Source organism: Embleya sp. L77 (genome assembly GCF_055557415.1).
On the sequence record NZ_CM145709.1, the window covers coordinates 2,033,685 to 2,047,773 of the forward strand.

10 protein-coding genes and 1 pseudogene are annotated in these 14,089 nt (G+C 70.7%); all 11 read right to left on the bottom strand.

Features of this window, described 5'->3' with window-relative positions:
- Positions 1-219: 219 nt before the first annotated feature.
- Entirely contained in the window at positions 220-1,263 is a 1,044-nt protein-coding gene (locus tag ACZOOI_RS08235; RefSeq protein ID WP_465280104.1) for a 3-isopropylmalate dehydrogenase, read from the bottom strand.
- A gap of 494 nt (positions 1,264-1,757) precedes the next feature.
- The gene (gene serA / locus ACZOOI_RS08240; RefSeq protein ID WP_465280105.1) at positions 1,758-3,347 is read right to left on the bottom strand and encodes a phosphoglycerate dehydrogenase; all 1,590 of its coding nucleotides are present in this window, start codon (positions 3,345-3,347) and stop codon (positions 1,758-1,760) included.
- A 249-nt stretch (positions 3,348-3,596) separates the two neighbouring features.
- Positions 3,597-3,989 (bottom strand): hypothetical protein, encoded by a 393-nt coding sequence (locus tag ACZOOI_RS08245; protein ID WP_465280106.1) that lies wholly within the window; start codon positions 3,987-3,989, stop codon positions 3,597-3,599.
- 85 nt (positions 3,990-4,074) lie between these two features.
- Positions 4,075-4,896 carry an FHA domain-containing protein gene (locus ACZOOI_RS08250; protein WP_465280107.1) on the bottom strand — a complete coding sequence of 274 codons (822 nt, stop codon included), beginning with the start codon at positions 4,894-4,896 and terminating at the stop codon, positions 4,075-4,077.
- Positions 4,897-4,927: 31 nt separating this feature from the next.
- Positions 4,928-5,758: a hypothetical protein gene (locus ACZOOI_RS08255; protein WP_020553308.1), complete on the bottom strand. Its 831-nt coding sequence runs from the start codon at positions 5,756-5,758 to the stop codon at positions 4,928-4,930.
- Between the two features lie 55 nt (positions 5,759-5,813).
- Entirely contained in the window at positions 5,814-7,493 is a 1,680-nt protein-coding gene (locus tag ACZOOI_RS08260; protein ID WP_465280108.1) for a protein phosphatase 2C domain-containing protein, read from the bottom strand.
- A gap of 175 nt (positions 7,494-7,668) precedes the next feature.
- Entirely contained in the window at positions 7,669-8,184 is a 516-nt protein-coding gene (locus ACZOOI_RS08265; protein WP_391581342.1) for a SigE family RNA polymerase sigma factor, read from the bottom strand.
- Between the two features lie 1,895 nt (positions 8,185-10,079).
- Entirely contained in the window at positions 10,080-10,313 is a 234-nt protein-coding gene (locus ACZOOI_RS08270; RefSeq protein ID WP_465280109.1) for a hypothetical protein, read from the bottom strand.
- Between the two features lie 152 nt (positions 10,314-10,465).
- A complete protein-coding gene (gene ilvC, locus ACZOOI_RS08275) occupies positions 10,466-11,464 on the bottom strand; it encodes a ketol-acid reductoisomerase (RefSeq protein ID WP_396007100.1) in 999 nt (332 codons plus the stop codon).
- Between the two features lie 140 nt (positions 11,465-11,604).
- Positions 11,605-12,132 carry an acetolactate synthase small subunit gene (ilvN, locus tag ACZOOI_RS08280; RefSeq protein ID WP_391581341.1) on the bottom strand — a complete coding sequence of 176 codons (528 nt, stop codon included), beginning with the start codon at positions 12,130-12,132 and terminating at the stop codon, positions 11,605-11,607.
- A gap of 42 nt (positions 12,133-12,174) precedes the next feature.
- Positions 12,175-13,947: pseudogene (locus ACZOOI_RS08285) on the bottom strand (acetolactate synthase large subunit); the annotation flags it as partial.
- Between the last annotated feature and the right edge of the window lie 142 nt (positions 13,948-14,089).

Here is a 14,089-nt window from a genome sequence, read left to right on the forward strand (position 1 = left end):
TATGGCGGGGCTGGGTGCTGCTGGGACCCGGTTTCCCGTACCTGGACGTACTGGAAGTGTTCCCGGGAACCGCACCCGCGTTCCACCCGGTGAGACGTTAACGCAGTCGACCGGGATCCCGACAGGCGCGGCCCCCGACCCGCCGAACGACCGACTCGCCGGTCCGGCAGGGGGCACGCGTCGACGGTCCCGGTCGACGGACGTGGTGGTGCCGGCGAATCAGCCGGCTACTCGGGCGGCGAGCGCGTCGCCGATCTGCGACGTGCTGCGCGTGCCGAGGGTGCCGCGCTCGGCGAGGTCGGCGTCGACCGCGGCCTCGACGCGGCGGGCCTCGTCGGTCAGGCCCAGGTGCTCCAGGAGCATCGCGACCGAGAGCACGGTGGCGGTGGGGTCGGCCTTGCCCTGGCCCGCGATGTCCGGCGCGGAGCCGTGCACCGGCTCGAACATGGACGGGAACTCGCGGGACGGGTTGATGTTGCCGCTGGCCGCGAGGCCGATGCCGCCCGCGATGGCGGCGGCGAGGTCGGTGATGATGTCACCGAACAGGTTGTCGGTGACGATCACGTCGAAGCGCTCGGGCTGGGTGACCATGAAGATGGTCGCCGCGTCCACGTGCAGGTAGTCGGTGGTGACGTCGGGGAACTCGGCCGCGACCGCGTCGAACACCCGGGTCCACAGGTGGCCCGCGTACACCAGCACGTTGTTCTTGTGCACCAGGGTCAGCTTCTTGCGCGGCCGGGCCTGGGCCCGGGTGAACGCGTCCCGTACGACCCGCTCGATGCCGAACGCGGTGTTCACGCTGACCTCGGTGGCCACCTCGTGCTCGGTGCCGGTGCGCAGCGTGCCGCCGTTGCCGGTGTACGGGCCTTCGGTGCCCTCGCGGACGACCACGAAGTCGATCTTCGCGTCCGCGCCCAGCGGCGAGACCACGCCCGGCGCGAGCCGGGCCGGACGCAGGTTGACGTGGTGGTCGAACGCGAAGCGGAGCTTGAGCAGCAGACCGCGCTCCAGGACCCCCGAGGGCACGCTGGGGTCGCCGATCGCGCCGAGCAGGATCGCGTCCCGGCCGCGCAGCTCGTCGAGCACGCTGTCGGGCAGCGTCTCTCCGGTGCGGTGGTACAGACGGGCACCGAGGTCGTACTCGGTGGTCTCGACCTTGACGTCCGGGGGAAGTACGGCGCCGAGGACCTTCAGGCCCTCTGCGACCACTTCCTGGCCGATGCCGTCACCGGGAACCACTGCGAGACGAATGCTGCGAGACATACGGGGGACCATACCTTCCGTCCCAGGGGCTGACATGTGCAGTCCGGATGGTGGGACGCAGTGGTGCGAATCGGGGCTGTCAGCGTTCCTCGTCGGCGGGGCTGCCGCCGTTGTCGCGACGGTCGAGAGCGCGCTGGAGGGCACGGGCGGCGTTGCGGCGCGTGGTTTCGTCCATGGTGGCACTTCCTTCACAAGGCGGGGTTTCTACACGGTGTGTGACGGACACGTGCAGGGGCCTTGTGGGCGTGCTGAAATTTCCTGCCGTACGGGGATTTCCGGGTACGGAAGGGACCGTCTTCCTTCACGGTAGGCGACGGATCGCACCGCTGTCTGCAATTTACTCGGAGTTCCTACTATCTGAGATCGCCGACCCACCGACCGGCGTAATCGGGCCCGAAACGCGCGGGTGCGGGCGGGCATGCCGAAGGCCCGGGAACCGTGGGGTTCCCGGGCCTCCTGGGCAACCGGGCCGTGTCCGGCCGCGCGAAGCGCGGTCAGTCGTCCAGGTTCACCGAGCGCACGAACGTCGCGCCGATTTCCTCGGCGATGGCGTTGAGGATGGCCGGCTCGACCGTGGTGTCGACGGTGAGCGCGACCAGCGCCTGACCACCCTTGGCGGCGCGGGCCACCTGCATGCCGGCGATGTTGACGCCCGCCTCGCCGAGGTGCCGGCCGATCACGCCGACCACGCCCGGCTTGTCCGCGTAGCGCAGGAAGACCATGTGCGCGGTGAGCACCAGGTCCACGTCGAAGCCGTCCACCTCGACGATCTTCTCGATGTTCTTGGGGCCGGCGAGCGTGCCGGAGACCGAGATCTCGCCGCCGTCGGCGAGGGTGCCGCGCACGGTGACCAGGTTGCGGTGGTCCGGGCTCTCCGAGCTCGTGGTCAGCCGGATCTCCACGCCGCGCTCCTGGGCCAGCAGCGGAGCGTTCACGTAGGAGACCGACTCCTCCACGACGTCCGCGAACACGCCCTTGAGCGCCGCGAGTTCGAGCACCTTGACGTCGTGCTGGGTGATCTCGCCACGCACCTCGACGTCCAGGCGGACCGCGACGCCGCCCGCGAGGGCGGTGAAGATCCGACCCAGCTTCTCGGCCAGCGGCAGGCCCGGACGTACGTCCTCGGCGATCACGCCGCCCTGCACGTTGACCGCGTCCGGCACCAGTTCGCCGGCGAGTGCGAGCCGCACCGACCTGGCCACCGCCACGCCGGCCTTCTCCTGCGCCTCGTCGGTGCTCGCGCCCAGGTGCGGCGTGGCCACGACGTTGTCGAACTCGAACAGCGGGCTGTCCGTGCACGGCTCCTTCGAGAACACGTCCAGGCCGGCGGCGGCGACCCGACCCTCCTTGAGCGCGGACGCGAGCGCGACCTCGTCGACGATCCCACCGCGGGCGGCGTTGACGATGCGCACCGTCGGCTTGACCTTGCGCAACGCCTCGTCGCCGATCAGGCCCAGCGTCTCCGGGGTCTTCGGCAGGTGCACGGTGATGAAGTCGGACTGCTCCAGCACCTCGTCCAGGGTGAGCAGGCGCACGCCCATCTGCGCGGCGCGGGCCGGCTGCACGTAGGGGTCGTAGGCAACGATGTTCATCCCGAACGCGGACATCCGCTGCGCGACCAGGACGCCGATCCGGCCCAGGCCGACCACGCCGAGGGTCTTCTCGGAGAGTTCGACACCGGTGTACTTGCTGCGCTTCCACTCGCCGTTCTTGAGTGCGGCGCTGCCCTGCGGGATGTTGCGCGCGACCGAGATGATCAGGCCGCAGGCGAGTTCCGCGGCGGTGACGATGTTCGAGGTCGGCGCGTTGACGACCATGACACCGGCCTTGGTGGCGGCGGGGACGTCGACGTTGTCCAGCCCCACACCGGCGCGCGCGACCACCTTGAGGCGGCCGGCCGCGGCGATGGCCTCGGCGTCCACCTTGGTCGCGCTGCGGATCAGGATGGCGTCGACGTCGGCGATCGCGGACAACAACTCACCGCGGTTCGCACCATCGCAGTGGCGGATCTCGAAATCGGGTCCGAGGGCATCGACGGTGGCCGGGGACAGCTCTTCGGCGATGAGAACGACGGGCTTGCTCACGGTTTTCCTTCGCGTGCTGCGATGACGGGTGGCCGCGTGGAAGACGCACGACGGGGTGGCCTGACGCGTGGCCGATCCTACCGCCGCCCTTGTGAAGGACTTCACAGATGTCCGATGTGTGGACTCCGGACGCGCGGGGCAACGGTTCTGACTCATCGTCAGGTCACCGGGTGGACCGGTGTCGAGCGGATCGGCCGGACGATCGAACGGATCCGCCCGACGGAGGGCGGATCGGCTACCACTCGGCGATCAGTCGGCGGCCACGAACCACCCGATGGTGACCCGACGCTGCCCGTTCAGGTCGAGGATGACCACCTCGCCGGAGCCGGGACTGGGCAGCGGCGCGGTGCCGCCGTAGGGCAGCGTGCGCGCTTCGCCGTCGTCGACCTGGACCTCGGCCACCGGCGCGTCCTGCGATCCGCGCCGCCAGGTCACCCACCACGTCGTGTCGTCCCCGCACTGGAACTCCAGGTGCACCCGGGAGACGAACAGCCAGTCGGCCGGCGTCACGAGATGACAGCGGGTCGCGTCGCGACCGACCGCCAGCGTCGCCCCAGGCCGACTCGGCGCGCTTGCCATCAGCATGGCGACCGTCGCCGCGTCGTCCGCCCCCGAAGTCGACGCCATGTTGAGATCGAGCACCGGTTTCCTCCCCCACGCTCCTGGCCGTCAGTCAATGCCGCGCCCCGACCGTGCCGCCACCGCGGCCCGGCCGTTTCGTGTCGTCTCAGTCGATCGATCCGCCGCGACGAGCACACGGACACGGTTCGCGTCCCACAATGCCGCAGGTGACCGCCGTCTGGGCGATCAGGTCCCACCCTCCGTGCACGTGCGGGGTCGTGTCCAGGTAGTCGGGCCCCAGCAGAAGATTCAATTCCGGGCAGAGCAGCGAACTGTAGAAGTCGCGACGCAGCTCGGTCTTGCAGCGCTCGACCGTGGCCTTGGCCATGTAGAGCATCTCGCACAGCTCGTCGGTGGTCCTGGGCCGCTTGGTGGCGCGGCCGTGGATCCAGTCGCAGGACATCGCCGCGAGCACCTCCAGCCGAACCCCGTGCAGCTTGTTGCGCAGTTCCTCCGGTCCGACGTCGATGGTCGGCGGCGCGTTCCCGTCCAACGAGGAGGACGTGCTGGGCCGGATCGGCTGCATCGCCCGCCACGCGAGCACCACGCTGCGCCGCCGGGCCAGATCGCTGATCAGGATGTTGCCGGCGGTGCGCGCGGGCAGCGGCAGGATCGCCCCGTACGGCATGTCCTGCGAGGTCTCGCCGCGCTTGATCCGCACGATCGCCACCGGGGTGTCCCGCTGTCCGCGCGGCCATTCCACCGTCCAGCCCCGGTCCTCGCTGTACTCGAACACCAGGTGCTTGCGCGAGACGAAAAGCCAGTCGTGCGGCGTCAGCAGCGGGCGGCACACGCTGGGATCGCGGCCCACGAACACCCGCGTGCCGACCACGCCGGGCTCACGCACGCTCTTGGGGCTCGGCAGCGGGTCCCGCTCCGCCTCGCGACCGTCCTCGATCGCGACGAACGACATGTTCAGTTCGAGCATGATCCCCTCGCCCCCTCCCCGGTCCTACCGCTCACCTGGTACCCGCGTGCGGCGCATCCGCACCACACGGGCAGGGACCGCGCCCCGTTATGCCGTGGGTGACCGCGGTCTGCGCTATCAGGTCCCAGCCGCCGTGTACGTGCCGCACGGTGTCGAGGTAGTTCGGACCGAGCAGGGCGTTCAGCTCCGGGCACAGGCCCGAGCTGTAGAACTCGCGGCGCAGCTTGGTCTTGTACCGCTCGACCGTGGCCGCCGACAGGTGCAACAACTCGCACAGTTCCTTGGTGGACTTGGCGCGCTTGACCGGGCGGCCGTGCACCCAGTCGCAGGACAGCGCGGCCAGCACCTCCATCTCCGTCTCGGAGAGGCGGTTCTGCAGCACGAACGGCGCGACGTCCTGAGTCTCGGGCACACCGACGTCCGGCTCGGTGGGCTCCTCGCCCGGGCGTTGCGGCAACGACACCCGCCACTCCACCAAAACCCGCCGACGTCGGGCCAGGTCGGTGACCACGACCCGGCCCGGGCGCAGCGAGCCCAGCGGCAGCGTGGCGCCGTAGGGCACCGGTTCGGACACACCCTCGCGATCGATCTGCACCAGTGCGACCGGGCGCGGGTGTGAGCCCTGGAGCCACTCCACGCTCCAGCCGCGCTCCAGGGAGTAGACGAACTCCAGGTGCACACGCGACACGAAGCGCCAGTCCTTCGGCGTGACCAGGCCGCATCGCGACGGGTCCCGGCCGATCGCGATCTTCTTGCCGGGCTCGCTTTGCACCTTCACCGTGCGCGGCCGGGCCAGGTCCGACTCCTGCTGGTCGGCGTCGTCCGACGTCGCCACGGTGAGGATCAGTTCGAGCATCGCCATCCGTCCGGTCTCGTGCCCCGCCCTGGGGCATCGCCCATCTTCGCCCGGTGAACCGTCACCAGGCCGTTCCGCCGTCCGACCGTAGGGCCCCGGGGGCACCCGACGCATCCTCCGGTTGTTCCCGAGGGTCGGCGCCGGAGCGATGACCCTCGGGTACGGGCAGTGCGTCGCATTCGACCACGACTGCCGTCGCGTCGTCGTCACCGCTCTCGACAGCCGTCCTGGTCAAGGTCGTTGCCGCGTGGAAGGGATCGCCGTGTACCAGGTCGGCCACCGTCTCGTCGGGCAGATGGCCGACACCGTCCGTGGCGAGGACCACACGGTCGCCCGGGTGCAATTCGATCCGTTGCAGTTCCGGTTCGGGCGCCTGCGAGCCGCCCAACGGGGTGGAGGTGAGCAGCCACGGTCGGCCGAACTCGGCGGCATTGCCCTGCTCGGTCAGCCGGAACGCCCGCCCGCCGCGCACCAGCCAGCACACGCTGTCGCCGCATCCGGCCAAATGCAGCCTGCCGTGCTGGAGGACGGCCGCCACCACGGTGGTACGCATGCCCTCGTACTGCGCGACGCCGTGCCGGCGCACCGCGAGGTCGGCCACCGCGATCGCGGCGCTGAGGCGGTCGCTCCAGCCCGCGGACAGGTCGGCGGCGGCCAGTTCGGCCACCAGCGTGCGCACCGCCACGTCGGCCGCGTACCAACCCGCGGGGTGGCCGCCGAGGCCGTCGGCGACGATGAACACCTCGCCCGTCGCGGCATACCGGTCGTCGTTGTCCCGGGCGGTCAGCTCCGGGCCCAGGCCGCGCCGTTCACGCCGGGCGGCGCGGCGGCGGCCGGGGTGCGAGGAGGTCGACCACGCGGATGCCTGGACGCCCAGCGGGGGGCCGCTGTGGGCCTGGGGGTCCTCCTCGGCCGCCTCGGCCCGGCGCAGGCTGTCGCTGCGCGAGGTGGTCGGCACGTCCAACTCGTCCGCGTCCTCGACCGGCTCGGGCACCGGCACGGCGGCCGGCAGCATTTCGGTCTGCGGCGCGGGCACCGGCGGCGGAGAGGTGGGCATCGGCGGCACCGTGGGCGGCGGCGGCACCGCGTGGCCGGCGGCGAACGTGGTGTCGGCGGAGCCGCCGGCGACCGTGGGCGGGGCGGGAACCGGCGGCGGTGGTGCCGGAGTCCGGGCGTCGGGTCGGACCGCGCGCGGGGTCACCGTGTGCGGAACCGGGTCGGGCACACCGTTCGCCTGCGGCTCGGTCGCGAACGTCTCGGCGGGCCGGGGGGCCTGGTCCCACGGCGATCCCGACGCGACCCGGGGTGCCGGGGCCGCCTGCGGCGCGGGGCCGGGATCCGGTGCGGGCGGCGGGTCGGCGGCGTGGTCGGGGTCCGGCTCGTGGACTCGGTCCGCGGCGGGTTCGTCGGCCCGTTCCGGCTGCGGGTCGGGTTCGTGGGCCCGTCGCGGCTCGGGCTCGTAGGCCCCTTCCGGCTCCGGCTCGGCTTCGGCCGCCGCGTACTCGTCGTCGAACGTGGTCGGCGCGGGCGGGTGGGCGGGTCGCTGCGGTGCCGGTTCGATCCGCTCCACCGGCTCGCGGGTCGGCGCGTCCTCGAAGTCGAGATAGAGGTCGCCGAAGATGTCGTCGTCCGCCGCCGGTGGCCGTTCGGCGCGCAATTCGTCCTGCCGCAGCGTCCGTTCCGGGAAGCCACCGCGAGCCGGCACGGTCGTCTCCCGACCCGAGTCCCCTCTGCCCCTCATGTGTCTCACGCTCCACGATGTCGGACCGGAACGGCAAGTCCGGTGCGGCGATAGCACTGCCTCGTTCAAGCATGCTGCCTCGGATGCGGCCCTGGCATGTGAACCCGAAGGCCAATTCCTTCGGGTTTCTCGACACACGGCCGCCGAAGCACACCCGAATCGACCGCGCCGGAGCCTAACCCCGTCCGGTCCGGACCGCCTCCGAACCGTCCGCGAGCAGCCCGGCGAGCGCGCTGCGCCCCCGGGACAGGCGGGCTTTGATGGTTCCCTCGGGCGCGCCCTCGTGCGCGGCGATCTCGGCGACCGACAGGCCGCCCATGTGGTGCATCACCACCGCTCGCCGCTGGGCCTCGGGAATTTGTCGCAACGCGGTGACCAGGGCAACGGATTCGGGGCCCGGCGCGGGCAGGTCACCGTCGGGGCCGTGCCGGATCCAGCTCTTGAGCGCGGTACGGGTGCGCCGCCAGCGGCTCACCGCGATGCGTTGGCCGACGAGTCGGATCCACGCGACGGGGTTCTCGTAGTCGCTGATCCGGTCCCAGTCCTTCCAGGCCCGGATGTACGTCTCCTGCGCGGCCTCCTGGGCCTCGCCGAGATCGCCGGTCAGCGCGTACAGGTGTGCGACGAGTGCGCCGTGGCTCTCCGCGTAGAACACGTCGAAGTCGGCGCGACCGCCCGTGTCCCGTCCCATCGTTCCCCCGCGTCCCGTCGCGGCGTGTTCGTCCTGCCGTGACCCGGTACCTTATCCGGCCCGAGACGCGGACCCGATGTCGGTTCGGGTCCCGGAATACCCGCCTGTGGCGTCTCTCCCCCACCCACGCACACGACCGGGTGATCGGTTCCGGCCGGCGGCCAAGCGATAGGCCGCAAACAGCGCCGGCAAGAGCGCAAACCCGACCCCGACCAGGCCACGCCGCCGCCGACGCCGAGCGATCACCACCCGAATCGGCTTCCCCCCACCACCGGACCGCCCACCGAGAACGCGACCGACATCACGTTCGAGCGCACCGAACGCAACGGCAAGCACCTCCTCATCCACCATCGCCGAACGCCCCCCACCACTCCCCGACCCGACCCGCATGACACGCCCGGTACGGTCCACACGCCCACCACGGAGGGAAGGTTGCGCGAGACCTGGGACGGGGTGGGGCAGAGGGGGCGGGCTGGGTCGAGGGGGCGGCTAAGGAACGCGCCGGGGCGGGAAGGGCGATGCGGCGCGGGGGGGGCGGGGGCGCGGGGGGCCGGGGGCGCGGGGGGCGATGCGGCGCGGGGGGCGGGGGCGCGGGGGGCGATGCGGCGCAGCGGGGGTCGGGGGATGGAGGTGGGTTGCGGGGGCGATGGGGCACCACGGGTGGGGGCGTGGGGGTGCTGGAGTCGGGGGCGCAGCGAAGCGAGCACACCGGAGTCGCGGGCGCAGCGAAGCGAGCACACCGGAGTCGCAGGCGCAACGAAGCGAGCACACCGGAGTCGCAGGCGCAACGAAGCGAGCACACCGGAGTCGCAGGCGCAACGAAGCGAGCACACCGGAGTCGCAGGCGCAACGAAGCGAGCACGCCAGAGTCGCAGGCGCAACGTTGCTTCTTGTTGGGCGACTTCGTCGCCGGCTCCCGAGGCACCACTTTTTTCTCTCCCCCGCTTCGCTCCTCCGAGAAAAAAGCGGCCCCTCGCTCGTGACTTCGTGTCCCTCCGCTTCGCTCCGGGCCACGAAGTCTTAGGTTTGCGGCTCCGCCGCTCTCCGCGCTTCGCGCGTCGATCACGAGGTCTCACCCACCTCGGGGGCGCTGACGCGCCGAACCGCGGCCCAACTCGGCGACCCAGGGAAAGCCTGATTCCTCGCCGCAGCCAACCCACCCAACGGCGGTTCGCCACGCCGGGGGCGAGAGGCCGGAGTGGGTGGTCTCGGCCGCAGCCAAGCCGGGCGGCCACATCCACCCCTCCATGGCCGACCCGCGAACCCGCCCCCGGCGCGTCAGCGCCCACGACCCGCGCCCCCCACGCGATCGACGCGCGCAGCGCGGAGAGCGGCGGAGCCGCAAAACCAAGACTTCGTGGCCCGGAGCGAAGCGGAGGGACACGAAGTCACGAGCGAGGGGCCGCTTTTTCTTGGAGGAGCGCAGCGGGGGAAAGAAAAAGTGGTGCCTCGCGAGCCGGCGACGAAGTCGCCCAACAGGAAGCAACGTTGCGCCCGCGACTCCGGCGCACCCGCTTCGCTGCCTTCGCGACTCCGGCGCCCCCGCTTCGCCGCGCCCACGACTCCGGCGCACCCGCATCGCTGCCTTCGCGACTCCGGCGCCCCCGCTTCGCCGCGCCCACGACTCCGGCGCACCCGCTTCGCCGCGCCCACGACTCCGGCGCACCCGCATCGCTGCCCTCGCGACTCCGGCGCGCGCCCGCTTCGCCGCGCCCACGACTCCGGCGCACCCACTTCGCTGCCTTCGCGACTCCGGCGCGCCCGCTTCCCCGCGTCCGCGACTCCGGCCGCCCGCTTCCCCGCGCCCACGACTCCAGCGCACCCGCTTCAAGATCGCGCCGCAGCCGAGCGGTCCGGTCCGGTCCTTCCAGCGGCCCTCGTTCAGCGGCCCTCGTTCACCGGGCCGGGCAACTGCCCACCGCCGAACGCCGCCTCGGCGTCGAGGGCATCCATACCGGCGGTTCGGTATTGGTCTCGCCGCCGGTGGTCGCCAACGTCTTGGCCGAGGTGCGCAGTTGGTGTGACTCGACCCTGGTGTGATTCGTCGGGCCGCCGGCGTTCCCGGGCGGTATCGCGCTCCGGGGCATATCGGGGTTGGGAATCGCGTGGATCCGCGAGGGGTCGCTCATGATCGCCGAGCCTCAAGCGATCTTGTGGTGGCGATCGATACCGACGCGTGGTGAATCCCGCGTCAACGGCCGTGGCCCGATCCGGAAAGTGCCCCGGACCGATCCGGTCCGGGGCACTCACACCGCCTGCAAGACGGGCAACTCGTCGAGGATCAGGCCTCGTTGGTCACCCAGCTCATCATCTTGCGGAGTTCCTTGCCGGTGGTCTCCAGCTTGTGCTCGGAGTCCGCCTTCACGTACTCCTTGTACTTGGGCAGACCCGCCTCGTACTCCGCCATCCACGCGGTCGCGAACGAACCGTCCTGGATCTCGGCGAGCACCTTCTTCATCTCGGCCTTGGTGTCGGCCGTGATGATCCGCGGGCCGGTGATGTAGTCGCCCCACTCGGCGGTCTCCGAGATGGACCAGCGCATCTTCTCCAGGCCGCCCTCGTACATGAGGTCGACGATGAGCTTGAGCTCGTGCATGCACTCGAAGTAGGCGATCTCCGGCTGGTAGCCGGCCTCGACCAGGGTCTCGAAGCCCGCCTTGACCAGCGCCGAGGCGCCGCCGCAGAGCACGGCCTGCTCACCGAACAGGTCGGTCTCGGTCTCCTCGGTGAAGGTGGTCTTGATGACGCCGGCGCGGGTGCCGCCGATGCCCTTCGCGTAGGAGAGCGCGAGCGCCAGGCCCTGGCCCGACGCGTCCTGCTCGACCGCGACGATGCACGGCACGCCGCGACCCTCTTCGTACTGCCGGCGGACCAGGTGACCCGGGCCCTTGGGCGCGACCATGCACACGTCGACGTTGGCCGGCGGCTTGATGAAGCCGAACCGGATGTTGAAGCCGTGCCCGAAGAACAGCGCGTCGCCGTCCTTGAGGTTCGGCTCCACGGCCTCGGCGTAGACCTTCGCCTGGACCGGGTCGGGGGTGAGGATCATGATGACACTGGCCTCGGCCGCGGCCTCGGCGGGAGTGACGACCCGCAGGCCGGCCTCCTCGGCCTTGGCGCGGCTCTTCGAGCCCTCCAGCAGACCGACCCGCACGTCGACGCCGGAGTCCCGCAGCGACAGCGCGTGGGCGTGGCCCTGGCTGCCGTAGCCGAGCACCGCGACCTTGCGGTTCTGGATGATGGACAGGTCGGCGTCGTCGTCGTAGAACAGCTCGGCCACTTCGGGGTTCTCCTTCAAGACAGGGTGTTTCAGGGGCCACGCCCCGCTCGTCATCTTCGCAAATCACGAGCGCGGCGCGTGCCGCTGGTTTGAAATGTGGACCGTGACGGTCCGTCAGGACCGAGGTCCGGACATATCCGTCAGGCCGAGCGCTCGACAGACCGCAGCGAACGGTCGGTGATCGAGCGGCCGCCGCGGCCGATCGCCACGACGCCGGACTGGACGAGTTCCTTGACCCCGAACGGCTCCAACATGCGGAGCATCGCGGCCAGCTTGTCGGGACCGCCGGTGGCCTCGATGGTGACCGCCTCCGGCGAGACGTCGACCGTCTTGGCGCGGAAGAGCTGGACGATCTCGACCACCTGGGACCGCGTCTCGTGATCGGCGCGCACCTTGACCAGCAGCAGTTGGCGCTGCACCGACGCGGGCGGGTCGAGCTCGACGATCTTGAGCACGTTGACCAGCTTGTTCAGCTGCTTGGTCACCTGCTCCAGCGGCAGTTCCTCGACCACGCTGACCACGATGGTGATCCGCGAGATGTCCGGATGCTCGGTGGTGCCGACGGCGAGCGAGTCGATGTTGAAGCCCCGACGCGAGAACAGTGCGGTGATCCGGGCGAGGACACCGGGCTTGTTCTCGACGAGGACCGAGAGGGTGTGCTTGGACATGATCGCTGGACTCCTATGCCTTCCTGATGCCCTGTCGGCCTGTCAGTCGTCCGAGTCGCCGAAGTCGGGACGCACGTCGCGTGCGGCCATCACCTCGTCGTTGGACGAGCCCGCCGCGACCATCGGCCACACCATCGCGTCCTGGTGCACGACGAAGTCGATGACCACGGGCGCGTCGTTGATCGACATCGCCTTGTGGATGATCTCGTCCAGCTGGTCCGGGCTCTCGCAGCGCAGCCCGACGCAGCCCATCGCCTCGGCGAGCTTGACGAAGTCCGGCAGCCGGCGGCTCTGCAGGTCGGTGTTGGAGTAGCGCTCGTTGTAGAAGAGCGTCTGCCACTGGCGGACCATGCCCAGGGTGCCGTTGTTGATGATGGCGACCTTGATCGGGATGTCGTTGACCGCGCAGGTGACCAGTTCCTGATTGGTCATCTGGAAACAGCCGTCGCCGTCGATCGCCCACACCGTGGTGTCCGGCATGCCGGCCTTGGCGCCCATCGCGGCCGGCACCGAGTAGCCCATCGTCCCGGCGCCGCCGGAGTTGAGCCAGGTGTAGGGCTTCTCGTAGCGGATGAACTGCGAGGCCCACATCTGGTGCTGACCGACGCCGGAGGCGAAGATCGTGTCCGGGCCCGAGATCGCGCCGAGCCGCTCGATCACCAGCTGCGGCGACAGCGAGCCGTCCGCCGGCACGTCGTAGCCCAGCGGGTAGGTGTCGCGCCAGCGGTTGAGCGCGGTCCACCACTCCTGGTAGTCGCCGAACCGGCCGGCCTCGTGCTCGGCCTGGACCGCGACCACCAGGTCGGCGATCACCTCGCGGGCGTCGCCGACGATCGGCACGTCCGCGGTGCGGTTCTTGGAGATCTCGGCGGGGTCGATGTCCGCGTGCACGATCTTGGCGTGCGGCGCGAACGTGTCCAACCTGCCGGTGACCCGGTCGTCGAAGCGGGCGCCGAGCGCGAAGATCAGGTCCGACTTCTGCAACGCGGTGACCGCGGCCACCGTGCCGTGCATGCCCGGCATGCCCAGGTGTTGCGGGTGGCTGTCCGGGAACGCGCCGAGCGCCATCAGCGTGGTGACCACCGGAGCGCCGGTCAGCTCGGCGAGGATCTTCAGCTCGGCCGACGCGTGCGCCTTGAGCACCCCGCCGCCGACGTACAGGACCGGACGCTTGGCCTCGCTGAGCAGCCGGGCGGCCTCGCGGATCTGCTTCGCGTGCGGCCGGGTGACGGGGCGGTAGCCGGGCAGTTCGGGGGTGCCGTTCCAGATGAACTCGGTGGTCGCCTGGAGCGCGTCCTTGGAGATGTCGACCAGGACCGGGCCGGGCCGGCCGGTGGCGGCGATGTGGAACGCCGCGGCGATCGTGGGCGCGATCTCGGCCGGGTCGGTGACCAGGAAGTTGTGCTTGGTGATCGGCATCGTGATGCCGCAGATGTCCGCCTCCTGGAAGGCGTCCGTACCGATCGCGGCACTGGCCACCTGGCCGGTGATCGCGACGATCGGCACCGAGTCCATGTGCGCGTCGGCGATCGGCGTCACCAGGTTGGTCGCGCCGGGGCCCGACGTGGCCATGCACACCCCGACCTTGCCGGTGGCCTGCGCGTATCCCTCCGCGGCGTGACCCGCGCCCTGCTCGTGCCGGACGAGGATGTGGCGCACCTTCGTCGAGTCCATCATCGGATCGTAGGCGGGAAGAATCGCGCCCCCGGGAATGCCGAAGACCGTGTCCACCCCTGCGGCTTCCAGGGAGCGGATCAGCGCTTGGGCTCCTGTCACCTGATCGGTCATGCTTTCGTCTCTTCTCGATCTGAAGTCGGCATATCGAGTGGGGCGCGAGGCCCGGACCCGTCGGACTGCAACAAAAAACCCCCCGTGCCGTTAGGCAAGCGGAGGGGGCGCGCGAACCGACTCGGTGGTCAGTGCACGCGCTTCTCAAGTACGAGGATGCGGGTCTGCA